Origin of the sequence: Clostridium sp. AN503, assembly GCF_040719375.1 — a bacterium.
In the GTDB taxonomy this organism is placed as follows: Bacteria; Bacillota; Clostridia; order Lachnospirales; family Lachnospiraceae; genus Brotaphodocola.
Genome location: NZ_JBFDTP010000002.1, coordinates 1,835,330 through 1,858,883, shown reverse-complemented (window position 1 = coordinate 1,858,883; position 23,554 = coordinate 1,835,330). Strand labels below are relative to the sequence as shown.

Sequence of the window (23,554 nt, the reverse complement as noted above, 5' to 3'; positions counted from 1 at the left end):
AAGGAGCGCAGGGGGAGGAACCTATGGCGAAGCCGAAAAAAAACGGATTTTTTCAGAACATGAGCATCCGCTATACGATCTATATTTATTTTACGGTCAGCGCTCTGGTGGCGATCATGCTGATCGGCGTTTCCCTGTACGGAAGGCTGTCCAGCCAGCTTACAGCCACGATCCAGGAGGAAAACCAGGCGATGATCAGCCAGGTGAACCGGTCGGTGGATTCTTATTTGAGGACCATCATGAAGCTGTCTGACTCCCTGTACTACGGCGTAGTGAAAAATGCCGATCTGTCGGCGGAGCCGGTGACCAATGAGTTTACGCTGCTCTATGACAACAATAAAGACTATATTTCCAATATCGCCCTGCTGTCGAAGGAGGGGGAGCTGTTGGAGGCAGTCCCGGCGGCGCGCTTAAAGACCGGTTTTGACGTGACCGGGGAGGAATGGTTTAATAATACCCTAAAACGAACGGATAACCTGCATTTTTCCACGCCTCATGTCCAGTACATATTCGACACCAATGAAAACCAGTACCGGTGGGTCATCACCCTGTCGCGGGCAGTGGAGATCACCCAGGGCACCTCCACGGACCAGGGTGTGCTGCTCCTGGATATCAGCTACGGTAGCCTGCAGCAGCTTTTGGACAATATAAACCTGGGAAACGGCGGTTATCTGTATATGATCAGCAGCGGCGGAGATTTGATCTACCATCCGCAGATGCAGCTGATCGACGCAGGCCAGGTGGAAGAGAATATCGATGTGGCAGCATCCTACCGGGACGGCAATTACCGGGAGGTCTACCAGGGGGAAAAACGGGATATCACCGTGAAAAGCGTGGGCTATACAGGTTGGAAGATCATAGGCGTGACGCCGGAAAAAGGATTTTCCCTAAACAATTTAAAGACCAAGCTTTTTATGGTGTTCATCATCGCCTTTTTCCTGTTCATTTTGGTGGTGATCAATGCTTATATCTCCTCCAGGATCACAACTCCGATCCAGGAGCTGGAGAAATCGGTCAATGCGCTGGAGGCCGGCGAGTTGGATACGGAGGTCTATATGGGCGGCTCCTATGAGATCCGGCATCTGGGCCGTTCCATCGGCGACATGGCAAGGCGGATCCAGGTGCTGATGGAGGACATTGTGGCGGAGCATGAGTCCAAGAGAAAGAGTGAGTTTGACACGCTCCAGTCCCAGATCAATCCGCACTTCCTCTACAATACCCTGGATATCATCGTCTGGATGATCGAAAACGAGCAGAAAAACGAGGCGGTGAAGGTGGTCACGGCGCTGGCCCGGTTCTTCCGCATCAGCTTAAGCAAGGGCAAGAGCATCATTCCGGTCCGGGATGAGCTTGAGCATGTGCGCAATTACTTAATGATCCAGCAGATGCGGTTTAAAAATAAATTCTCCTACAAGATCGATTCCGAACCGGACACCATGAACCTTGCCAGCTTAAAGCTGATGCTCCAGCCTCTGGTGGAGAATGCCATCTACCATGGCATGGAGTTCATGGACGGGGACGGGGAGATCGAGGTCCACGCCTACCTGGAAAACGGGGACCTGTGGTTCACAGTCCGGGATAACGGGCTGGGCATGACAAAGGAGCAGGTGGACAGCCTGCTGACTGAGAACGCCCATGTATCCTCAAGGCGCGGCTCCGGTATCGGGGTCAAGAATGTAAACGAGCGGATCCGGCTCTATTTTGGGGAACATTATGGACTGACGATTGAATCGGAACCGGATGAGGGGACGACCATACGGATTCATCTTCCTGCGGTGTCCTATCAGGAGATATTGGAGAGGGAGAAAGCATGATTACCAGAAAAGAGAAGCTATGGTGGGTATTTTACGGCGCGGTGCTGGTGCTTTTATTTCTGCTTTCCTCCACAGACCTGATCATCAAGGAGCGGAAAACAGAGGTGTATCCCCTGTCTGTTGTCATAGACGACACCAGTGACGACCACTACGTGAACTTCCGGAAAGGCATGGACCGGGCGGCCATTGAGCTGAATGCGGATGTGAGTTTCATCACACTCTATGAGGAGAATAACCAGGACCAGCAGCTTGAGATGATGGCAAGGGAGCAGCAGGACGGCGCCAGAGCCCTCATAGTGGCTCCGGTGGAGGAAACGGCCGTCGAAGATGTGCTTGTGGAAAAAAGGGTGACGGTCCCGCTGGTGCTGGTGAACTCGGAGCTGCCCCTGGACAAGATATCCGCGGTGGTGACTACGGACTATTATGAGATGGGACAGAAGCTGGCGCAGCAGGTCATAAATAAATACGCCTCTGAAGTCCCGGTCTACCTGTTTGCCGGAGCCAGGGAGAATACTGTCACAAGACGGTTCGGGGATGGCGTGCAGACCACTCTTTCAGAAGCCGGGTTTCAGACGACGCTGTTTCAGCGACAGGGAGAAGGAACCTTCCGGAAAGCAGTGGAGGAGCTGGTCTATCCGGGAAGCCGGACCGTGGTGGTGGTCGCCTTAGACCAGGGAAGCCTTGCAGAGACCGCCGCTATTTTGGCGGACAGTACGGTGTACAGCAGTTATGTGCTGGGCCTGTATGGACGAGGAACTACAATTCCGATCCTGAACTATCTGGACAGGGGAGTGATCTCCGGCATCTGTGTGACAGATGATTTCAGCGCCGGATATCTAAGCGTAAAGCGGGCTGTGGAGGCTGTCACGAACCAGATCTGGGAGGAACAGACCGTGCTGGACAGCTATTATATTGAGAAGGCCGATTTGAGGAAAGAACAGTATGAGAAGATGCTCTACCCCATTGAATGACAGGAGGAACCGTGAGATGAAAGGAAAGAAGGGACAAAACAATAAAAAAAAGCGTATGGCAGTTGTTTTTGCCTGCTTTGTGCTTTTGACAGGAGTTATCCTTCCGGCTGCCGGCTGTGTCAGGAAGGAGGAGCCGGCAGAGAAAACCTCCATCCGCATCGGTATGAGCCTGTACCGTGGGGATGACACGTTTATCAACAATATCCGCGGGGAGCTGGAGGCCAGGGCGAAGGAGTATGAGCAGGAGACCGGCATCAAGGTAACGCTGGATATCCAGGATGCCAAGGGAAGCCAGAACACCCAGAACAACCAGGTGGAGCGGTTTATTTCCCTGGGCTGCGATGTGCTGTGCATCAATCCGGTGGACAGGACCGACGCCTCAGTGATGATCGACAAGGCCATGACTGCCGGGGTCCCGGTGGTGTTTTTTAACCGGCAGCCGGTAGAGGAGGATATGGACCGGTGGGACCAGCTCTATTATGTAGGGGTGGACGCCAGGGAGACTGCCATTTTACAGGGAGGCATTATCGTAGATCTGTACCGGGAGAACCCCGATGCCATCGATCTCAACGGGGACGGTATGGTCAGCTATGTACTCCTGGAGGGGGAGAGCAGCCACCAGGATTCCCTGATCCGCACGGAATGGTCCATCCAGACCTTAAAAGACGGCGGGGTGCCCATCGAGAAGATCACCGGAGGCATCGCCAACTGGGAGCGAAGCCAGGCATCCGCGCTGATGGAGCAGTGGCTGGAACAGTATCCCGGCAGGATCGAGCTGGTGGTCAGCAACAATGATGACATGGCCCTGGGCGCTATCGATGCCCTGGACCGAACGGGCGTTCAGAAGATCAATGTGATCGGCATCGATGCCACGACCCCGGGCATGGAAGCCATCCGGTCCGGCAAGCTTTTAGGCACCGTCTCCTCTGACAAGGAGCGGTATGCGGCTGCTATCCTGGATATTGCTGCGGCGAAAGCCAGAAAGCAGCCGGTGGAGACTGATATCCCGCTCCAAAATGGGAAATATTATTGGTGCAGCCAGCACACTGTTGTAAAAAAATAGTCAATAATTGACAAAATCGAAAAAATTTCATAAATGATAAAAGAAAATCTTATGGTAAAATGCATAATCCGCCTGTATAATGTACTTGTCGGTAAGGCAAAGTGAACAAAAACCGACAAAAATACAAGCTCATAGAAAAGGGAGGATTCACAACATGAGATTAACAAGAAAAGTAACCGCTATGGCACTTGCATCCTGCATGATTCTGTCCATGACCGCATGCGGCGGCAGCAAACCGGCAGAGACCACCGCAGCAGCAACTGAGGCAGCTACAACCGCTGCTACAGAAGCAGCAACCGAGGCAGCAAAAGAGGCAGAGACCACTGCAGCAGCAGTAGCTGAGGCAGCCGGCGCAGATATGGCAGACAAGAAGGTTGGCATCAGCATTTACAAGTTCGATGATAACTTCATGACTCTGTACCGCACCGAGTTAGAGAGATACTTAGTAGAGGACCTTGGCTTCAAGAAAGAGAATATCACCATCCAGGATGGTAAGGGCGATCAGGCTGAGCAGACCAACCAGATCCAGAACTTCATCGCTTCCGGCGTTGACGTAATGATCCTGAACCTGGTACAGGCTTCCTCCGCACCGCAGGTTACCGATATGTGTAAAGACGCTGGGATCCCGGTTGTTTACATCAACCGTGAGCCGGACGTAGCTGAAGAAGAGAGATGGGCTTCTGAGAGCATCAACGCTACTTATGTAGGCGCAGATGCAAGACAGTCCGGTACCTTCCAGGGCGAAGAGATCGTTGAGACCTCCAACAAGGGCGACATCAACGGCGACGGCAAAGTAAGCTACATCATGGTACAGGGCGATCCGGAGAACGTAGACGCTCAGTACAGAACTGAATTCTCTGTTAAGGCTCTGACCGATGCAGGTCTGGAAGTAGAAGAGCTGTTACTGCAGAGAGGCGACTGGGATCAGGCTAAAGGCCAGCAGATCGTACAGGATGCTTTAACCCAGTTCGGCGACAAGATCGAGGTTGTTTTCTGTAACAACGATGCAATGGCACTTGGCGCACTGCAGGCTATCGATGCAGCAGGCAGAAAAGTAAACGAGGACATCTACTTAGTAGGCGTTGACGCTCTGACCGAGGCTGTTCAGAACGTAGTTGACGGCAAGATGACCGGTACCGTATTCAACGATCACTTCAGCCAGGCTCAGACCGCAGCAGACGTAGCTGTGAAGTTCTTAAGCGGCGAGAAGGTTGATCCGGTCAACATGGTTGACTATGTAAAGGTTACCAGCGCTAATGCAGCAGAGATTCTTGAGAAAGTTAAATAAATGCGGATTCCGCGTTTGAAGTTGTAAGTTGTCGGGTGTGTCCGGGAAGACACACCCGATTTTCAAAGAAGGGGCTATACCGGACGCCTTCAATGTCCGGCAGACAGAAAGGAGAGAATGGGATGGCAGAGTACAGGTTGGAAATGAGAGGGGTCTCCAAAAGCTTCCCGGGTGTAAAAGCCCTGGATGGAATCAACTTGAAAGTCCGCCCCGGCACGGTCCACGCACTGATGGGGGAGAACGGAGCCGGAAAATCCACATTGATGAAGTGCCTGTTTGGTATTTACAAGATGGATGAAGGAGAGATTTATCTGGACGGGGAAAAGATGACGATCGTAAACCCGGACGATGCATTACATAAAGGCCTGGCGATGGTACACCAGGAATTACAGCCGATACCGGAGAGGACCATTGCAGAGAATATGTACCTGGGCCGTTATCCGATGAAGCATATTGGGCCGGTGAAGATCATCGACCACAAGACCATGAATGAAGAAGCAGCCAAATGGCTGGACAATGTTAAGATGCCTTACGACCCGAAGAAAAAGCTCGGGACTCTCTCGATCGCACAGATGCAGTCGGTGGAGATCGCAAAGGCAGTATCCATGAGTGCGAAAGTAGTGATTCTGGACGAGCCGACCTCCTCCCTCACAGACAATGAGGTTGAGGCGTTGTTCCGTATCGTCCGGGATCTTAGATCCAGAGGCGTTTCCATGATCTACATCTCCCATAAGATGGCGGAGATCCGGGAGATCGCCGATGATATCACCATCATGCGTGATGGTACCTATGTTGGCACGTGGGAGATCAAGGACATCAGTGATGACGAGATCGTACGCCAGATGGTTGGACGTGAGCTGACCAACGTATATCCCCCGAAGGAGGATACCGCGACTGACGAGGTGGTTTTAGAGGTGAAGGACCTCTGCAGTATCCACGACCGTTCCTTCCAGCATATCAATTTCACCCTGAAAAAAGGCGAGATCCTTGGTTTCGGCGGACTGGTGGGAGCACAGAGAACAGAACTGATGGAAGCAATCTTCGGAATGCGCCATATTAAGAGCGGCGAAGTGATCGTGCATGGGAAGCCGGTCCATGTGACAAGGCCGCGGGATGCCATCAAAGATGGTATTGGGATGATCACGGAGGACCGACGCGGCACCGGTATTTTAGGCTGCCTGTCTATCGCGGACAACGTATCGATCTCTTCCTTGAACAATTATCTGAGTTTTGGCGTCAAGCTGAACACCGGTGACATTGAGGAGCTGGTGAAAGAAAATGTAGCCAAGCTAAGCATTAAGACACCGAGCAGCAAGACGCTGATCCAGTCGCTGTCAGGTGGTAACCAGCAGAAGGTGATCATCGCCAGATGGCTGGCGAACAATCCCGATGTACTGATCATGGATGAACCGACCCGTGGTATCGACGTGGGAGCCAAGTACGAGATTTATCAGATCATGATTAATCTGGCAAAACAGGGCAAGGCGATCATCATGATCTCCTCAGAGATGCCTGAGCTGATCGGTATGTCACACCGGATCCTGGTGATGTGTGACGGCAAACTGACCGGAGAGGTGTCCGGTGAAGAGGCTACCCAGGAGAATATCATGAGCCTGGCTACCCAGTTTAATTAAGGAGGATACGAAGATGAAAAAGAGCGTAGATATCAAGAAGATTTTGCTGGACAACGGCATCATCATAGTACTGCTTTTACTGGTCCTGGTTACCGGTATTACAAAGGATAATTTCTTTTCCTTTAACAACCTGTCCAATATTTCCGTAAATACGGCTGCCCGTGTTATCATCGCATTCGGTGTCAGCGGATGTCTGATCACAAAAGGTACGGACCTGTCAGCAGGACGTATGGTGGGCCTTGCTTCCTGTATCGCCGGTACTCTGCTGCAGGCATCTGATTACAGCGGCAAGTTCTTCCCGAACCTGGGCGATATGCCGGTGGTCGGCGTACTGCTGTTCTGTATCCTGATCTGCTGTATATTCGGTTTGATCAACGGTATTGTTATCGCTTACTTAAACGTACCGGCATTCATCGGCACCCTGGGCATGCAGCTTATGGTATACGGTATCTGCCTGGTTTACACCAATGCAACCCCTCTGGGCGGCTACCGCAAGGCTTATACAGTGATCGCGACCGGTAAGCTGTTCGGACAGCTTCCTTACATGTTTATCATTGCGATCGTGATCGGCCTGATCATGTGGTTTGTTTATAACTATACCCGTCACGGCAAATACATGTACGCAATCGGCGGAAATGAGGCAGCGGCTGAGGTATCCGGCGTAAATGTAAAGAAGACAAAGATCATCATCTACGTTACCGCAGCAGCTCTCTATGCGATCGCAGGTTTCCTGTTAGGAGCAAAGGCCGGCGGCGCCAGCGTTAACATGGGCCAGGGCTACGAGCTGGAGGCGATCGCCGCATGTACCATCGGCGGTGTATCTGTAAACGGCGGTATCGGACGTATCTCAGGCGTAGTCATCGGTGTTCTGGTATTTGAGCTGCTGAAATCTTCCATGCAGTTCCTTGGGATTCAGACCAACTACCAGTATATTGTACAGGGTATCGTTATCATCGTGGCGATCGCGCTGGATATCCGGAAGTATATTGCTAAAAAGTAAAATTTTGGCGCGGCAATTTGGCCGTGAGGTAAAGTGGCAGGCGGGCACAGGCGGACAGGTTCTTCCAGTGCCCGCCCGTTCGACGGTTTCACGGGCCAAATTGCGGGAAGGTTTTCTCGGTAGTGAGGTGAGGAGCGTAGTTTTATGGCAGATGAGAGAAAGACTTTGGATGAGGGGCTTTCGGAGCTGGAGCTGGAGAATAAGCGGCTTCGGGAGGAGAATCAGAGGCTTAAGGAGTACCGGGCCAGCCTGCCTCCTAAGGAACGGATGTATGACCATATTCCGCTGACTTTGAAGCAGATGGATATCATCATCGGAGGGCTGCTGGCTTTGCTGGTGGTTGTGGTGGTGCTTGGGCTGCTGAACCGCTGATGGTGTATGTCGTCTGAACTGAGGCGGTAAATGAAGGATATGAGAGAAGAAACGGACAGAAAACGCCGGCTTGCGCCGGACTGTTTTCTGTCCGTTTTGTGTATGGTTTTCCTGGGGGCAGAGCTGGTTTCAGCTGCCGGATTCCGGGGAGAGGGAGCCGAGGCTGAGGCGGCTGTTCTGGTACTTTCCGGACAGGGTCACATCCTCGCCGAACCAGTCCGGGGGTGTGAAGTTTTCTGCCGCCTCTAAGGAGGGGAATTCTACTTCTGCCAGCATAAGGCCCTCATATGCTCCGGAGAAAATATCCAGCTCAATGGTCAGTTCTGTGCCGTCTATGGGTTTTAAGTAGCGCTTTTTGGTCAGGATGATGCCGTCTGCTTTTGGGAGAAGGTGGTCGTAAGCTGCTTTTGTGAGCGGAAGGTTGTATTCCTCCCGGGCTAAAAGCCCTTTTGATTTGTAGGTCATGTAGAAGGACTCGTCCTCCCTGCGGATCCGGATGACCGGTTCTGTATTGAGATAGGCCTGTTCAATCTGGTGGAATGGCCAGGTTTCATAGTCTGCGGGAGGCGACTGTACCAGATATTTGCGTTCAATTTCCATTTCTATTCCTCTTTTCAGTTTTAAACTTATTCGTTATTAAAGAATATACCGGAAATGCGTAAAAATATAAAGTTTTTTTTTCTGAAATGTGGTATGATATAAGCTAAATATGCAGAATTTGGAAATTGTTCAATTTGCGGGAGGATATAGATGAAAAAGTTTGGAAGGGGAATTTTACTTGTAGCAGGAGGGATGACGGTCCTGCTTAGCGGCTGCGGGATGGCCTCTAAAAAGCAGGAGGCTCCTGTGATGGTGACTGTATGGAATTATTATAACGGCGCGCAGAAGGAGAAGTTTGACGGACTGGTACAGCAGTTTAACGATACTGTGGGACAGGAGGAGAACATCATCGTGGAGGCGGTCAGCAAGGGCGCCATCGATGAGCTTGTCCAGAATGTGAAGGACAGTGTGGACAACAAGGTGGGGGCAGAAGCGCTCCCGGTCATCTGTTCTTCTTATGCAGACACGGCATTTGAGCTGAACGAGATGGGACTGCTTGCAGACATGAAGCCTTATCTGACGCAGGAGGAGATCGATGAATATGTGGATGGCTACATTGATGAGGGGAGATTTGAGGCAAAAGACACCTTAAAGATATTCCCAACAGCAAAATCCACAGAGGTCCTGACACTTAATCTGACGGCATGGGAGCCCTTTGCGGAGGCGACCGGTGCGGATTTTGAGGACCTTTCCACCTGGGAAGGGATTGCAGCGGTGGCAGAGAGCTATTATCAGTGGACTGACAGCCAGAGCGAGGAGCCGGGGGATGGCAAGGCATTTTTCGGCCGGGATGCCTTTGCCAATTATATGTTGATCGGAAGCAGGCAGCTGGGACACGAGATCTACCGGATCGAGGATGGAAGGCCGGTACTGGATTTTGATAAGGACACCATGCGCAGGCTGTGGGACAATTATTATGTTCCTTTTATTCAGGGGCATTATCTGGCAGAAGGAAAGTTCCGGAGTGATGATTTAAAGACGGGCAGCCTGATCGCCTATGTGGGTTCAACCAGTGGTTCGCCTTATACGCCGGAGGCTGTGACTTATGAGGATGGTACTACGTATGATATCACCTGTAAAGTTCTGCCCCTGCCGAATTTTGAGGGGACTGAGCCATGTGCCGTACAGCAGGGGGCGGGTATGGTCCTGTTTAAGTCGGAGGAGCCTGTGGAGCGCGCGGCGGTGACATTTTTAAAATGGTTTACCTCAGAAGAGGAAAACCTGGATTTTTCGGCAGGCGCCGGTTACCTGCCAGTGAAAAAGAAAGCCAATGATGAGGCGTTTTTGGAAAAGATGATCGCGGAAAGAGAGATGGATATCTCTGATGTCCTGAAGGAAACGCTGCTTGTTGGGATTCAGGAAGCGCAGGAGTATCAGATGTATACGACCAAGCCATTTAAGAACGGCAATGGTGCGCGGGCAGTTTTAAATACGACTATGGCAGATCTTGCAAAAAGCGACAGGGAGGCCGTCAAGGCCCTGGTGGCATCTGGTATGGAGGAAGCGGAGGCTGTCAGCCAGTTTTCAACAGAGGAACACTTTGAAGAATGGTATGAAGACACTTATCAAAAACTGAACTCCATCAATTAATGGCTTATGAAAACAAAAACGAAATCTTTAAAATTCAGGCTGTTGATCCCGTTTGCAGCCATCCTGCTGATCCAGACCGCTGTATTGTCGGTGTTTATACTGCGCGGCGACGTGTCTGTCAGCCTGCGCACCAACGCCATTGATATTTTTCGTCAGAATACGGAAAACAGTGAACTGAACCTGGAGCGGGAGGTTGTTCAGCACTGGATGAATGATATCTACAGCTCAGTGGCCGTCCGGGATGCAATCCAGCAGGTCCTCATAAAGGAAGGGAAGGGCGTATCCGATATCAAAACGGATCCGGCGCTGAACCGTGCCATCGTATATGATGTGATGCCGCAGATGATCGATCTGCTTCATCGCAGTTACGGCAACGGTGTATATCTGATCTTGGATGGTCCCGCCTCTGACAATGGCTCGCCAGAGGAGAAGGCCGGAGTCTATATCAGCGATTTGGATTCCAGCAGCTATGCGGCGGACAATTCGGATCTTCTGCTGGTAAGAGGACTGCCCTCCATCTCTAAAGGCTATGGGATCGCACTGGAGAGCCACTGGAAGCTGGGCTTTACCCTGGATGAGTCGGACCCGTCAGACAGCTATTATTTCAAACCATATAACTGTACCGCAGATATGAAGATCGATGTCCATGACGTCAGCAACTATGGATATCTGGGCAGCCAGTCCCCGCAGGGACGCCAGGAGGCGGCAGGGATCAGCTATTCGATCCCGCTGGTCCTCGACGACGGCACCACGGTCGGGGTGATCGGCGGGGATATGCTGGATAACCATGTGAGGAAGATCATGGATGTAGACAGTCTGGCCGGATCTGTGGACAGGGCGCTGATCCTTGCCAAAAGGGAAAGAGGTACCCGGATATTGGAGCCGGTTGTGACCAGCGGTGCAGTCTATGACCGGTATTTTGGCAAAAAGAATGCGCTTAGTTATGAGCTTGCAGAGCAGGAGCAGATCGGCGTGGTGACGGACCGGAATGGAGATCTGTGGTATGCAGCCATGGTCCCTATGGGGATCTATAACCGCAATGCACCGTTTGAGCAGGAGGAATGGCTGCTTGTGCAGGTCCAGCAGGAATCTACTCTGATGAACTTCTACAATCAGATCCGCAATACCCTGATGCTGTCCATGATCGTCAGCCTGCTTCTCGGGATCCTTGCGACCATGCTGGCAGGCAACCTGGTGGCAGGTCCGATCCAGAAGCTGATCGGGGAGCTGCGTTCGGCGGAGATCGGACAGAAAATACGGCTGAAGAAGACGAAGATCAGCGAGGTAGATGAGCTGATCGATGCCATTGAAAGCCTCAGTGCAGATGTGGCGGAATCTGCCTCCCGGATATCCCGGATACTGGAAGCATCCGGAGTCTCCATCGGTGTGTTTGAATATTTAAAAGATACGGAACGGTACTTCTGCAGCCGCTCTCTGTTCCGGCTTTTATGGGTGGACAGGACGGAAGAGCCATACGCCTACCTGGGATCCGGCGAATTTCAGAGTATGATGCAGCTCCTTGTGGAAGCGGACGAGGATGAAGATGGGAAGATCTATTACCTGGAGAAGGACGGGCGGCACCGGTATGTGCGCATGAAACTGGTCAGATCCCCCCACGGCAATGTGACGGGAGTCCTCTCTGATGTGACAGCTGATATGGAGACCCGCCACAAGCTGGAGCAGGAGCGCAATTATGACCTCCTGACCGGTATTTACAACCGGCGGGCGTTCCGGGAGCTGGTGGAGATCATCCTGCACAAACAGAAGATGGGGATCGCAGCTCTGGTCATGTGGGATCTGGACAATCTAAAATATGTCAACGATACCTACGGGCATGAGACAGGGGACCGGTATATACAGCTGTTTGCAGATTATCTGAGAACATTGGAGACAGATGGCGCTGTGGTAGAGCGCCATGCGGGAGATGAATTCATGGCGCTGCTTTATAACGGCAGCGAGAAAACGCTGCGGAGCCGTGTAAGGGCATTTATGGAGCAGCTTAAGACCGTGACACTGGAGGTCCCGGGTGGAGACCGGATCCCGCTGAGGGCATCTGCAGGCATGGTCTGGTACCCGGATCAGGCGCGGGAGCTGGACACTCTGGTACGGTATGCGGACTTTGCCATGTACATGGCAAAGCACAGTATCAAGGGGATCGTGCAGGAGTTTGACATTCAGACCTATCACGAGAATTCATACCTGCTTTCAGGAAAAGAGGAGCTGAACCGCCTTCTGGAAAACAGCAATGTCAAATTTGCGCTGCAGCCGATCGTGTCCCGGGACGGCAGTATCTATGGATACGAAGCGTTGATGCGTCCGAGGCTTAAGAGCTTTAAGAACATACAGGAGGTTTTAAATCTGGCAAAAGCCCAGGCGAAGCTGCCGCAGTTTGAGGAATTGACCTGGTTTTATGCCATGCAGTGGGTGCAGGACCGAAAGGAGCTTTTTGATGAAAAATGCCGTTTCTTCATCAATTCCATTGCCAGCACGGTGCTGACGGACTGGCAGATCGAAAGGCTGGAGGTTTCCTATCCGGAACTGATGCACAGGGTGGTCCTGGAGATGACTGAGACGGAACAGGTCAATGAAAAGGCCATGAACATCAAAATCTCTACCATACACAGATGGGGCGGCCTGATCGCGCTGGATGATTTCGGAGCAGGATACAGTACGGAAAGCACCATGCTGCACCTGCATCCGGATATCGTGAAGCTGGATATGGAGCTGATCCGGAATATCGATCAGGATGCAAACCGCCGGGCCATAGCGGAGAACCTGATCGAATACAGCCATGCCAGGAATATCCTGGTAGTAGCGGAGGGCGTGGAGAACTTGGAGGAGTTGGAAACCCTGATGGAAATGCATGTGGATCTGTTCCAGGGATACTATCTGGCTCGTCCGGAGGTGGAGATCCGGCCGCTGAACCCCTATGTGGTTGAAAAAATGCGGGAATTATCAAAAAAATAGGACTGGTAATTACTGAAACACTATGATATAATGGTACATTGAAGTGTGGCGCCCTGCCGTGACGACCATACATAGATTTAAGGAGGAACCCATAAAATGAGTTTACAAGTAGAAAAGCTAGAAAAGAACATGGCGAAATTAACCGTAGAAGTACCGGCAGAGCAGTTTGAAGCAGCTCTTAAAACTTCCTATAACAAGAATAAAAGCAGATTCAACATCCCGGGCTTCCGCAAGGGCAAAGCGCCTCAGGCGATGGTTGAGAAGATGTATGGCGTCGGTGTGCTTTACGAGGATGCGATCAATGAAGCGATCGATTCCACCTATGCGCAGGCGATGGAGGAGAGCGGACTGGATATCGTTTCCAGACCGGAGATCGGAGTGGATCAGGTAGAGAAGGGCAAAGCATTTATCTACACCGCTACCGTAGCAGTGAAACCGGAGGTGACCTTAGGCGAGTACAAGGGCATCGAGGTAGAGAAGGCGAAACCGGAAGTGACCGATGCAGATGTAGATGCAGAGCTTAAGAAGGTCCAGGAGCAGAACTCCAGACTGGTGAGCATCGAGGACCGTCCGGTTGCAGACGGCGACCAAACTGTGATCGATTTCGAGGGATTTGTGGACGGCGTGCCGTTTGATGGAGGCAAGGCCACGGATTATCCGCTGACCATCGGTTCTCATTCCTTTATTGATACCTTTGAGGATCAGCTGATCGGCAAGAACCTCGGCGAAGACGTGGAAGTGAATGTGACCTTCCCGGCTGAGTATCACGCAGAAGAGCTGGCTGGCAAGCCCGCAGTGTTCAAGGTAAAAGTAAAAGAGATCAAGGTAAAAGAGCTTCCGGAGCTGAACGATGAGTTCGCTGGTGAGGTTTCCGAGTTTGAGACTCTGGATGAGTATAAGGCTGACGTCAAAGCAAAGCTTGCAGAGACCAAGCAGCAGCAGGCTACCACCGAGAACGAGAACAACGTCGTTCAGAAGGTAGTTGACAATGCATCTATGGATATCCCGGAGCCGATGATCGATCTGCAGGTCCGCAACATGATCGAGGATTATGCCCACAGAATGCAGAGCCAGGGCATCAGCCTGGAGCAGTATATGCAGTTTACCGGCAGCACCATGGAGCAGATGCAGGAGCAGATGCGTCCGCAGGCTGAGAGAAGGATCCGCACCCGTCTGGTACTGGAAGCAGTTGTGGCGGCAGAGGGCCTGGAGGCTTCTGAGGAGGCTGTAGAGGCTGAGATCAGGAAGATGTCCGAATCCTATAAGATGGAGCCTGAGAAGATCAGGGAGATCGTAGGAGAGGAAGGCTTAAAGCAGATGAAGGAAGACTTAGCGGTTCAGGAAGCAGTTGACTTCCTTGTTGCAGAAGCAAAATTAGTTTAATTTACAATAACTGTTCAGGACGGCGGCCATACAAAAAGATAGCCGTCCTGAATAATTATGGTTATAATTGGAAAGTATAACAGGGTGTGGATTTCCGGTTCAGCCGGGAATCCGCACTTATATTCATGTCGGCAGAAGGCGCGGGCTCCGTACCTTTTGCTGAATGTCAACAAGATGACAGGAGGATTCGACGATGGCATTAATACCCTATGTTATTGAGTCAACCAGCAGAGGTGAACGTTCCTACGATATTTTTTCCCGATTATTAAAAGAGAGAATTATTTTCCTTGGAGAAGAAGTGACTGATGTATCCGCCAGCCTGGTGGTAGCGCAGCTTCTGTTCCTGGAGTCCGAGGACCCGGGCAAGGATATTAATTTATATATTAACAGCCCGGGCGGTTCTGTGACCGCAGGCATGGCGATCTATGATACCATGAACTACATCAAGAGTGATGTGTCTACCGTGTGTATCGGGATGGCCGCCAGCATGGGCGCATTCTTACTGGCAGGAGGCGCCAAGGGCAAACGTTTTGCGCTTCCCAACGCTGAGGTGATGATCCATCAGCCTTCCGGCGGGGCACAGGGCCAGGCGACGGAGATCCAGATCGTTGCAGAGAAGATCTTACAGACGAAGAAGAAATTAAACGAGATTCTGGCTGCCAATACCGGACAGCCGTACGAGGTTATCTGCCGTGATACGGAGCGTGATAACTACATGACTGCGGAGGAAGCGGTGAAGTATGGCCTGATCGATAAGATCCTGACCCATCACTAGGCCGTCCGTCTTTGCAGCAGCAAAAAGAAAGGATAGAGGGATACCGACATGCCGAACAGAATAGATGACAGAGTCAGATGCTCATTCTGCGGAAAGAGCCAGGATCAGGTGAAAAAGCTGATCGCCGGGTCCAACAATGTTTACATTTGTGATGAATGTATTGATCTTTGTGCGGAGATTCTGGAGGAAGAATTTGACGAGCACGAGGAGAGCGGACCGGATCTGGACAGCATTAACCTGCTCAAACCAAAGGAGATCAAGGCGTTCCTGGACGATTATGTCATTGGACAGGATGCAGCCAAGAAAGTCCTGTCTGTAGCCGTATATAATCACTATAAACGTATCACCTCCGGGAAGAACCTGGATGTGGACGTACAAAAGAGCAATATCCTGCTGCTGGGACCCACCGGTTCCGGCAAGACCTACCTGGCCCAGACCCTTGCGAAGGTGCTGAACGTGCCGTTTGCCATCGCAGACGCCACGGCCCTGACGGAGGCCGGATATGTGGGCGAGGATGTGGAGAATATCCTGCTGAAGCTGATCCAGTCGGCAGATTACGATATCAGTAAAGCGGAGTATGGAATCATATATATTGACGAGATAGACAAGATCACCAAGAAATCCGAGAATGTATCCATCACCCGTGATGTATCGGGCGAGGGAGTACAGCAGGCGCTCCTTAAGATCCTGGAGGGCACGGTGGCAAGCGTTCCGCCTCAGGGCGGCAGGAAGCATCCTCACCAGGAACTTTTACAGATTGATACCACCAACATCCTGTTTATCTGCGGAGGCGCCTTTGACGGGCTGGAGAAGATCATTGAGAGCCGCTTGAGCGCCGGTTCCATCGGGTTCAACGCCGAGGTGGTGGATAAGAACAAGACGGATATCGACGAGCTTCTGCGCAAGGCGGAGCCGCAGGATCTGGTGAAGTTTGGACTGATCCCGGAATTCATCGGGCGTGTGCCGGTGACCGTATCCCTGGATCTTCTGGATGAGAAAGCTCTGGTGAAGATTCTGTCGGAGCCGAAGAATGCCCTGTTAAAGCAGTACCAGAAGCTGTTTGAGCTGGATGATGTGAAGCTGGAGTTTACGGAGGAAGCGCTTGAGGAAGTTGCAAGGCTCGCCGTGGAGAGGAAGACCGGCGCCAGGGGCCTGCGTTCCATTCTGGAATCTGTCATGATGGATCTGATGTATGAGATCCCATCCGACAGCAACGTAGGCATCTGTACCATTACAAAAGAAGTGGTGGATAAGACAGGGGAGGCGGAGCTGGTATATCGTGATACGGCTGTGCCGCGCAAAACACTCTCCCAGAGACTGAAAAAAGAGAAACCAGGCGAGATCGCCTGACGATTTGACGGATGAGATGGGGGCGGAAGCTCCCATTTCGCGTTTTTACACATAGGAAATTTTAGGAGGATATGGATGGAAGATACAATTATGACAATGCCGGTCATAGCGCTGAGGGGACTGACGGTCCTCCCGCATATGACGGTGAGTTTTGATATCAGCCGCGCCAAGTCGGTGGCGGCTGTGGAGAAAGCCATGGTCAGCGATCAGAAGATCTGTCTGGTCACACAGCTGAACCCGGATGACCAGAATCCGGATCTGGACCAGCTTTACCATGTGGGCACGGTTGCCCATATCAAGCAGCTTGTAAAGATGCCGGGCGGGATTGTGCGTGTCATGGTGGAAGGTATGGGCCGCGCGGAGCTGCTGGCCCTGGATTCGGAGGAGCCTGCCCTGATCGGAGAGGTCCTTGAGACAGGAGTCCGGGAACCGGATGTGGATTATGTGACAGGAGAGGCGATGACGCGGGTCCTGAAGGATAAGGCGGAGGAGTACGGCCGCCAGCATCCCAAGTTTGCCAAGGAGGTGCTGCCCAACATCCTGATGGGCAATGACCTGGAAACCTTGATGCTCCAGCTTGCAAGCGAGCTTCCCTGGGACTATACCGTGCGCCAGGAGTATTTAGACGCTGGAAGCGCGTCAGAGCGCTATGAGGTGCTGGTGTCCAATCTGGTCAATGAGATCGAGATCTCCCGCATCCGAAAGGAGTTCCAGGACAAGGTCAAGGAGAGCATCGACCAGAACCAGAAGGAATACATCCTGCGGGAACAGATGAAGATCATCCGCGAGGAGCTGGGAGAGGACCCGGTGTCCGATGCAGACGAATATGAAAAGCAGCTAAAGAGCCTGAAGGCGGATAAGGAAGTCAAGGACAAGCTGAAAAAAGAGATCGACCGGTTTAAAGGACTGCCGGGCGGAAGCCAGGAGGGCAATGTGCTGCGCACATACATAGAGACCCTTTTAGAGCTGCCCTGGAATAAGGTCTCTAAGGACAACAATGATCTAAAACATGCGGAGGAGATCCTGGAAGAAGACCATTATGGCCTTGAGAAGGTCAAGGAACGGGTGCTGGAATATCTGGCTGTCCGTATCCTTACGAAAAAAGGCAGCAGCCCGATCATCTGTCTGGTGGGCCCTCCAGGGACCGGCAAGACCTCCATCGCCCGTTCTGTGGCACGGGCATTGAATAAAAAATACGTCCGCATCAGCCTGGGCGGCGTCCGGGACGAGGCTGAGATCCGTGGTCACCGGAAAACCTATGTGGGAGCCATGCCGGGACGTCTGGTGGACGGACTCAGACAGGCAGGGGTTTCAAACCCGCTGCTTCTGCTTGATGAGATCGACAAGGTCAGCAGCGATTATAAGGGAGACACCTCCTCTGCGCTCTTAGAGGTGCTGGACGGGGAGCAGAACGTCAAGTTCCGCGACCACTACGTGGAGGTGCCCATCAACCTGTCGAACGTACTGTTCATCGCTACAGCCAATACGACCCAGACCATACCAGGACCTCTCCTGGACCGTATGGAGGTCATCGAGGTGGGCAGCTATACGGAGAACGAGAAGTTCCACATTGCCCGCAACTATCTGCTGGGAAAACAGCTGGAGCGCAACGGGCTGACGGAGGAGCAGGTGACGTTTTCGGACGGCGCTTTAAAGAAGATCATCCATAATTACACCCGGGAAGCCGGCGTCCGCAATCTGGAACGCCGCATCGGGGATATCTGCCGTAAGGCAGCGCGGGAGTTTTTGGAGAATAAAAAGAAAGTCATCAGGGTGACGGAGAACAGCCTGGAGAAATACTTAGGCAAAGAGAAGGTCACCTTTGAGGACGCCAATGAGGAGGATGAGGTCGGGATCGTCCGCGGCCTGGCCTGGACCAGCGTGGGGGGCGATACCCTGCAGATCGAGGTCAATGTGATGCCTGGAAAAGGCGAGCTTAAGCTGACCGGACAGATGGGCGATGTGATGAAGGAATCTGCCCAGACTGCCCTGACTTATGTCCGGTCCGTATGCCCTCAGTATCAGGTTGCTGATGATTATTTCGAGCATCATGACATCCATATCCACATTCCTGAGGGCGCGGTGCCCAAGGACGGTCCGTCCGCAGGCATTACCATGGCGACCGCCATGCTGTCAGCAGTGGTGGACCGCAAGGTGAATGCCAAGCTGGCCATGACAGGGGAGATCACTCTGCACGGGCGTGTCCTGCCTATTGGCGGCTTAAAGGAGAAGATCCTGGCGGCAAAGATGGCACACATGAAGACGGTGCTGGTGCCGGATAAGAACCGATCCGATATTGCGGAGCTGTCAAAGGAGATCACCGGCGGCCTTACTATTATTTTCGTGAAAAATATGGAAGAGGTGCTTAAGGAAGCGCTGGTATAGAGCCCGGCGGGAGAGGAACTGAATATGGTTATCAAAAAAGTGGAACTGGAGACGGTCTGCGGCATTACCAGCACGCTGCCGGAGAACACCTGCCCGGAATTTGCCTTTGCAGGCAAGTCAAACGTGGGCAAGTCCTCCCTGATCAATGCGCTGATGAACCGGAAGTCCCTTGCCAGGACCTCCTCACAGCCGGGCAAGACCCAGACGATCAATTTTTATAATATCAACGATGCGTTTTATTATGTAGATCTGCCCGGATATGGTTATGCCAAGGTATCTGTGGAGGTGAAGGCCAAGTGGGGCAAGATGATCGAGCGGTATTTAAAAAATTCCGCCATGCTAAAATGCGTGTTTCTGTTGATCGACATCCGCCACGAGCCGTCATCCAACGACAAGCTGATGTATGACTGGATCGTGTCAAACGGTTACCATCCGGTGATCGTGGCGACCAAGCTGGATAAGTTAAAGCGCAGCCAGGTCAGCAAGCATGTGAAGATGGTGCGGGAGGGATTGGGCGTGGAAAAGGACGGTATCGTGATCCCGTTTTCCGCCGAGACCAAACAGGGCCGTGACGAGATCTGGGAGCTGATCGAGAGGATGGCGAAAATCTAGTCTGATATGGCCAGTTTACAGAAATTTTACTTGTAAGATACTTCCAGGCGTGGTATGTTACAGAAAGCGGGGAAGGTTATCCCGTTAAAAAGGAGATGAGATTATGTCAGACGAATACATTACATTTACCATAGGCCCCAGGAAGGATATTGCGCTGATCGCCCATGACAACGAGAAGCCAAAACTGATCGAATGGTGCAAGGAGCACTATGCGGTCTTAAAGCATCACAACCTCTACGGTACCGGGACGACAGCCAGGATGATCACGGATCAGGCCGGGCTCACGGTCAAGGGGTACAACAGCGGCCCGCTGGGCGGCGACCAGCAGATCGGCGCCAAGATCGTGGAGGGAGTCATTGATTTTGTGGTGTTCTTCTCCGATCCGCTGACGGCGCAGCCTCACGATCCGGATGTCAAGGCGCTGATGCGTATCGCTCAGGTTTATGATATCCCTATGGCGATCAACAAGGCGACAGCCGATTTCATGATCACCTCGGAGTTCATGAATACGGATTATCAGCATGAAGTGGTCAACTTTAAAAGAAGCATTGCGGAGCGCGCCAGGACCCTGTAAAAGGGCTTGCCAGGCTGCAGTATCTGCGATATATACTCAGGAAGCATTTTGTAAAGTCATTTCTATTTGATCTTACAGGATGCTTCTTTTGTTTTTTCAGGAACTCATCTTCTTATGATCATTTTAATTCTCACAAAATCCTCACAATTTTTCGCTCTGTCACTGGAAAATCCTCACAAATTTAACACAAAATTCTGTTAAAGTATAAAAAACAATAAAAACAGAAGTTCCGAAAGGAGTTTGATGTATGAATCAGAGAGAGACTGCGGCAGCTATGGCATTCGTGACTGCAGCTATGGCAGTGGTGTCTGTGGCGGCAGCGCCGGTAACGGCCAGGGCCAACACCAGCAACCTGGATTACCGGAAGCGGGTGATCGGCATTTCCGGTATCATGGCTAATACCAGCACGGACATGGACCGGCAGGTGACGCGGGGAGAATTTGCCAAAATGCTGGTTGGCGCATCGACGTATCGGGATTACCTGCCGTCCGCAAGCCAGGTATCGGTATATGCAGATGTGCCGGCGGAGAACGAAAATGCGGCGAGCATCCGGATCGCTGCAGAGCAGAAATGGATGGTCGGCTATCTGGGCGGACAGTTTCGGCCGGACCAGCCTGTCACACTGAAGGAGGCCGTACGCGGCGTACTGGCGCTGCTGGGGTATACAGATGAGGATTTTACCGGGGATGTATCCGGTGCGCGGATGTCCCTGTTCTACTCTCTGGATCTGAATGAGGACCTGGACCGGCAGCCAGCGGAGGTTCTCACAAAAACCGACTGCGTAAACCTGTTTTATAATCTTCTCAAGACGGAGATGAAATCCGGAGGGAAGGTATATGCCACCGTGCTTGGATGTGAGGTCAATTCTGACGGGGAGATCAATCCCATCGGGCTGGCGGATTCCAGCCTGAAGGGACCGAAGCTGATTCCCAAGGGCCATCAGCTGGGCAACTATATTCCGTTCAATGTGCAGGAGGCGAGTATTTTTATTGACGGGGAAGCATCTTCGTATGATTCCTTAAAGAGTGTGCTGTCTGGCAGCTACGTGGTGATCTACTACAACCAGTCGGCGAAGACCGTGTGGGCGTATGTGGCGGACGACGACGGGGATGGCGTGCAGAACGGGCGCTGTGCCGTGCGGGGGGAGGTCACCAGCATTTACTATAATTCAACGGACGTGATGACGCCCACATCGGTATATTTGGACGGTGATGAGGACCAGGAGTTCAAGCTGGGCAATTCAGAGATGCAGTTTGCATTTTCTGTCTACGGTTCTCTGCGCGTGGGGGATACGGTGACCCTGATCTGCGAAAAGACTACGAACGCCGAGGGAGATGTGACCTACACCGTGATTGACTATGTGGAAGATTAACAGGAGAGCGAAACCATGTGGAAGCAGAACAAGAATCAGGACGCAAAAACACCGGCAAAGCGCAGGAAGAACGGTAAAAGCGGGAAATGGATCTTTTTGACAGGTGTGTTGTTGATCGCAGTGATCGGGGGCGCCCTGTTCTGGCAGAATTATTCCAGAAAAGCAAAGCAGGCCGGCGCTGAAGCGGAGGCAAAAAATACATCTGTGGTGACGAGGGGGACCTTGACTTCGGAGCTGACCTCTTCGGGCACTATTTCCCCAAAGGATACCTACAGCATCACGTCCCTGGTGGAGGGAGAGGTGGTATCGGCGGATTTTGAGGAGGGGGATCAGGTTGTAAAGGATCAGGTGCTCTACCAGATCGATGTTTCCTCCATGGAATCAGAAGTCACCTCAGCAAACAACTCCCTGCAGCGGGCCAATAACAGCTACCAGCAGGCCCTGGAGGATTACCAGGAAGCTCAGAGTGATTACAGCGGGAATACTTATAAATCCACCCGGACCGGCTTTATACAGAAGTTAAACATCGATGTGGGTGACAAGGTCAGCTCCAATACCAGTCTGGCAGATATATACAACGACCAGATCATGAAGGTGAAAGCGCCGTTTCTGTCCGGCGAGGCGGCGCTCATCGGGGTTGGGAACCAGGGGGTCATTACCCTGGCAGATACGGAGGAGCAGCTTGCAGGCGTAGTGACTGCGGTCAGCAATATGGATGAGGTGCTGGACGGAGGACGGATGGTGCGGTATGTGACCCTGGAGGTGGCCAATCCCGGAGGGTTGACCACAAGTCATACGGGCGTGGTCAATATTGGAGGATTTTTGAGCGCCCTGGAGGGCAGCTTTGAGCCGATCACCAATACCACAATGCAGGCGGAGCTGTCAGGCGGCAGCGGCGTGGAGGTGGAGGCGCTTCTGGTACATGAGGGGGATTATGTGACAGTCGGCACGCCCATATTCCGGATCAAAAGTAAGGATGTGGAGGATATCCTGCGCAGCTTCAAGGATGCTGTGGACTCTGCACAGGAAAAGGTGGAATCGGCACAGAGCAAGGTGGATTCTACTCAGGACAGCTACGACAATTACACCATCACAGCGCCGATCTCCGGGCAGGTTATCACCAAGAGCGTAAAAGCGGGGGATAATATCAGCAAAAGCTCCGGAAGTACCGCAGCCACCATGGCGGTCATCTATGACCTGTCAGAGGTGACCTTCCAAATGTCTGTAGACGAGCTGGACGTTCGGAAGGTGAAGGTCGGGCAGAAGGTGAAGGTGACCGCAGATGCGGTCGAGGGAAAAACATTTACCGGCACGGTCACCAATATCAGCCTGGAGAGCTCCCAGTCTAACGGAGTCACCAATTACCCGGTGACTGTTACCCTGGATGAAGTGGGGGACCTGCTTCCGGGTATGAATGTGGACGGGGTTATCATTCTGGATGAAGCAGAGGATACTCTGATGATCCCGGTGGATTCCCTGATGAGGGGGAACCGGGTGTACGTGAAGGATGATACGGCGACGGAGGCCCAGGGCGGTGTTCCGGCAGGCTTTAAGGCCGTGGAGGTAGAGACCGGGCTGACCAGTGACAGCTACGTCCAGATATTGAGCGGGCTGTCGGAGGGGGATGTGATCTATGTGTCTGAGTCCTCTAAAAATAATGCTTCCATGTTCCAGATGGGCGTGATGGGCGCACCCGGAAGCCAGGGTGGCGGCGCACCCGGCAGTCAGGGCGGTGGAGCTCCCGGCGGCGGCCAGGGCGGCAGAGGTAGCCAGGGCGGCGGTATGCCTTAAGAACAAGAATCTG

Annotated in this window: 18 protein-coding genes; 17 read left to right on the top strand and 1 reads right to left on the bottom strand. The window is 52.4% G+C overall.

Going from position 1 to position 23,554, the window contains the following annotated elements:
* Positions 1 to 23 precede the first annotated feature (23 nt).
* From AB1I67_RS15970 to AB1I67_RS15940, 7 genes are all read left to right on the top strand, one after another.
* Entirely contained in the window at positions 24 to 1,814 is a 1,791-nt protein-coding gene (locus AB1I67_RS15970) for a sensor histidine kinase (RefSeq protein WP_367030884.1), read from the top strand.
* Positions 1,811 to 2,785, top strand: coding sequence for a substrate-binding domain-containing protein (locus tag AB1I67_RS15965; protein ID WP_367030883.1), 975 nt, complete (start codon positions 1,811 to 1,813; stop codon positions 2,783 to 2,785). Before AB1I67_RS15970 ends, AB1I67_RS15965 begins: the two co-directional genes overlap by 4 nt.
* A gap of 16 nt (positions 2,786 to 2,801) precedes the next feature.
* Positions 2,802 to 3,848 carry a galactose ABC transporter substrate-binding protein gene (locus AB1I67_RS15960; RefSeq protein WP_367030882.1) on the top strand — a complete coding sequence of 349 codons (1,047 nt, stop codon included), beginning with the start codon at positions 2,802 to 2,804 and terminating at the stop codon, positions 3,846 to 3,848.
* A 154-nt stretch (positions 3,849 to 4,002) separates the two neighbouring features.
* Positions 4,003 to 5,136 (top strand): galactose ABC transporter substrate-binding protein, encoded by a 1,134-nt coding sequence (locus tag AB1I67_RS15955; protein WP_367030880.1) that lies wholly within the window; start codon positions 4,003 to 4,005, stop codon positions 5,134 to 5,136.
* 122 nt (positions 5,137 to 5,258) lie between these two features.
* Positions 5,259 to 6,770, top strand: a complete 1,512-nt coding sequence (locus AB1I67_RS15950) for a sugar ABC transporter ATP-binding protein (RefSeq protein WP_367030879.1) — start codon at positions 5,259 to 5,261, stop codon at positions 6,768 to 6,770.
* Positions 6,771 to 6,783: 13 nt separating this feature from the next.
* Positions 6,784 to 7,770: a beta-methylgalactoside transporter gene (locus AB1I67_RS15945; protein WP_367030878.1), complete on the top strand. Its 987-nt coding sequence runs from the start codon at positions 6,784 to 6,786 to the stop codon at positions 7,768 to 7,770.
* Between the two features lie 144 nt (positions 7,771 to 7,914).
* Complete coding sequence (locus tag AB1I67_RS15940; RefSeq protein ID WP_367030877.1) at positions 7,915 to 8,142, top strand: hypothetical protein; 228 nt, start codon at positions 7,915 to 7,917, stop codon at positions 8,140 to 8,142.
* Between the two features lie 129 nt (positions 8,143 to 8,271).
* Here AB1I67_RS15940 and AB1I67_RS15935 read toward each other — a convergent pair whose 3' ends face one another.
* Positions 8,272 to 8,742, bottom strand: coding sequence for a CYTH domain-containing protein (locus tag AB1I67_RS15935; protein ID WP_367030875.1), 471 nt, complete (start codon positions 8,740 to 8,742; stop codon positions 8,272 to 8,274).
* Positions 8,743 to 8,892: 150 nt separating this feature from the next.
* Here AB1I67_RS15935 and AB1I67_RS15930 point away from each other — a divergent pair, with 150 nt between their 5' ends.
* From AB1I67_RS15930 to AB1I67_RS15885, 10 genes are all read left to right on the top strand, one after another.
* Positions 8,893 to 10,332 (top strand): extracellular solute-binding protein, encoded by a 1,440-nt coding sequence (locus tag AB1I67_RS15930; RefSeq protein WP_367030874.1) that lies wholly within the window; start codon positions 8,893 to 8,895, stop codon positions 10,330 to 10,332.
* 6 nt (positions 10,333 to 10,338) lie between these two features.
* The gene (locus tag AB1I67_RS15925; RefSeq protein ID WP_367030873.1) at positions 10,339 to 13,299 is read left to right on the top strand and encodes an EAL domain-containing protein; all 2,961 of its coding nucleotides are present in this window, start codon (positions 10,339 to 10,341) and stop codon (positions 13,297 to 13,299) included.
* A gap of 96 nt (positions 13,300 to 13,395) precedes the next feature.
* Positions 13,396 to 14,682: a trigger factor gene (gene tig, locus AB1I67_RS15920; RefSeq protein ID WP_367030872.1), complete on the top strand. Its 1,287-nt coding sequence runs from the start codon at positions 13,396 to 13,398 to the stop codon at positions 14,680 to 14,682.
* A gap of 193 nt (positions 14,683 to 14,875) precedes the next feature.
* Positions 14,876 to 15,457, top strand: a complete 582-nt coding sequence (gene clpP / locus AB1I67_RS15915) for an ATP-dependent Clp endopeptidase proteolytic subunit ClpP (RefSeq protein WP_367030871.1) — start codon at positions 14,876 to 14,878, stop codon at positions 15,455 to 15,457.
* 48 nt (positions 15,458 to 15,505) lie between these two features.
* Entirely contained in the window at positions 15,506 to 16,807 is a 1,302-nt protein-coding gene (gene clpX, locus AB1I67_RS15910) for an ATP-dependent Clp protease ATP-binding subunit ClpX (protein WP_367030870.1), read from the top strand.
* A 75-nt stretch (positions 16,808 to 16,882) separates the two neighbouring features.
* Positions 16,883 to 19,192, top strand: coding sequence for an endopeptidase La (gene lon / locus AB1I67_RS15905; RefSeq protein WP_367030869.1), 2,310 nt, complete (start codon positions 16,883 to 16,885; stop codon positions 19,190 to 19,192).
* A gap of 24 nt (positions 19,193 to 19,216) precedes the next feature.
* On the top strand, positions 19,217 to 19,804 hold the full coding sequence (yihA, locus tag AB1I67_RS15900) for a ribosome biogenesis GTP-binding protein YihA/YsxC (protein ID WP_367030868.1): 588 nt from the start codon (positions 19,217 to 19,219) through the stop codon (positions 19,802 to 19,804).
* Positions 19,805 to 19,907: 103 nt separating this feature from the next.
* Positions 19,908 to 20,378, top strand: a complete 471-nt coding sequence (locus tag AB1I67_RS15895; protein ID WP_367030867.1) for a methylglyoxal synthase — start codon at positions 19,908 to 19,910, stop codon at positions 20,376 to 20,378.
* Between the two features lie 247 nt (positions 20,379 to 20,625).
* Entirely contained in the window at positions 20,626 to 21,750 is a 1,125-nt protein-coding gene (locus tag AB1I67_RS15890; RefSeq protein ID WP_367030865.1) for an S-layer homology domain-containing protein, read from the top strand.
* A 15-nt stretch (positions 21,751 to 21,765) separates the two neighbouring features.
* Positions 21,766 to 23,541, top strand: coding sequence for an HlyD family efflux transporter periplasmic adaptor subunit (locus AB1I67_RS15885; protein WP_367030864.1), 1,776 nt, complete (start codon positions 21,766 to 21,768; stop codon positions 23,539 to 23,541).
* The last annotated feature ends 13 nt before the right edge of the window (positions 23,542 to 23,554 follow it).

Coding starts and splice junctions, on each gene's coding strand:
- clpP (WP_367030871.1), top strand. CDS start 14,876: ATGGCATTAATACCCTATGTTATTGAGTCAACCAGCAGAGGTGAACGT.
- clpX (WP_367030870.1), top strand. CDS start 15,506: ATGCCGAACAGAATAGATGACAGAGTCAGATGCTCATTCTGCGGAAAG.
- AB1I67_RS15885 (WP_367030864.1), top strand. CDS start 21,766: ATGTGGAAGCAGAACAAGAATCAGGACGCAAAAACACCGGCAAAGCGC.
- AB1I67_RS15895 (WP_367030867.1), top strand. CDS start 19,908: ATGTCAGACGAATACATTACATTTACCATAGGCCCCAGGAAGGATATT.
- AB1I67_RS15935 (WP_367030875.1), bottom strand. CDS start 8,742: ATGGAAATTGAACGCAAATATCTGGTACAGTCGCCTCCCGCAGACTAT.
- AB1I67_RS15930 (WP_367030874.1), top strand. CDS start 8,893: ATGAAAAAGTTTGGAAGGGGAATTTTACTTGTAGCAGGAGGGATGACG.
- tig (WP_367030872.1), top strand. CDS start 13,396: ATGAGTTTACAAGTAGAAAAGCTAGAAAAGAACATGGCGAAATTAACC.
- AB1I67_RS15955 (WP_367030880.1), top strand. CDS start 4,003: ATGAGATTAACAAGAAAAGTAACCGCTATGGCACTTGCATCCTGCATG.
- AB1I67_RS15890 (WP_367030865.1), top strand. CDS start 20,626: ATGAATCAGAGAGAGACTGCGGCAGCTATGGCATTCGTGACTGCAGCT.
- AB1I67_RS15940 (WP_367030877.1), top strand. CDS start 7,915: ATGGCAGATGAGAGAAAGACTTTGGATGAGGGGCTTTCGGAGCTGGAG.
- AB1I67_RS15925 (WP_367030873.1), top strand. CDS start 10,339: ATGAAAACAAAAACGAAATCTTTAAAATTCAGGCTGTTGATCCCGTTT.
- AB1I67_RS15960 (WP_367030882.1), top strand. CDS start 2,802: ATGAAAGGAAAGAAGGGACAAAACAATAAAAAAAAGCGTATGGCAGTT.
- yihA (WP_367030868.1), top strand. CDS start 19,217: ATGGTTATCAAAAAAGTGGAACTGGAGACGGTCTGCGGCATTACCAGC.
- AB1I67_RS15950 (WP_367030879.1), top strand. CDS start 5,259: ATGGCAGAGTACAGGTTGGAAATGAGAGGGGTCTCCAAAAGCTTCCCG.
- AB1I67_RS15945 (WP_367030878.1), top strand. CDS start 6,784: ATGAAAAAGAGCGTAGATATCAAGAAGATTTTGCTGGACAACGGCATC.
- AB1I67_RS15970 (WP_367030884.1), top strand. CDS start 24: ATGGCGAAGCCGAAAAAAAACGGATTTTTTCAGAACATGAGCATCCGC.
- AB1I67_RS15965 (WP_367030883.1), top strand. CDS start 1,811: ATGATTACCAGAAAAGAGAAGCTATGGTGGGTATTTTACGGCGCGGTG.
- lon (WP_367030869.1), top strand. CDS start 16,883: ATGGAAGATACAATTATGACAATGCCGGTCATAGCGCTGAGGGGACTG.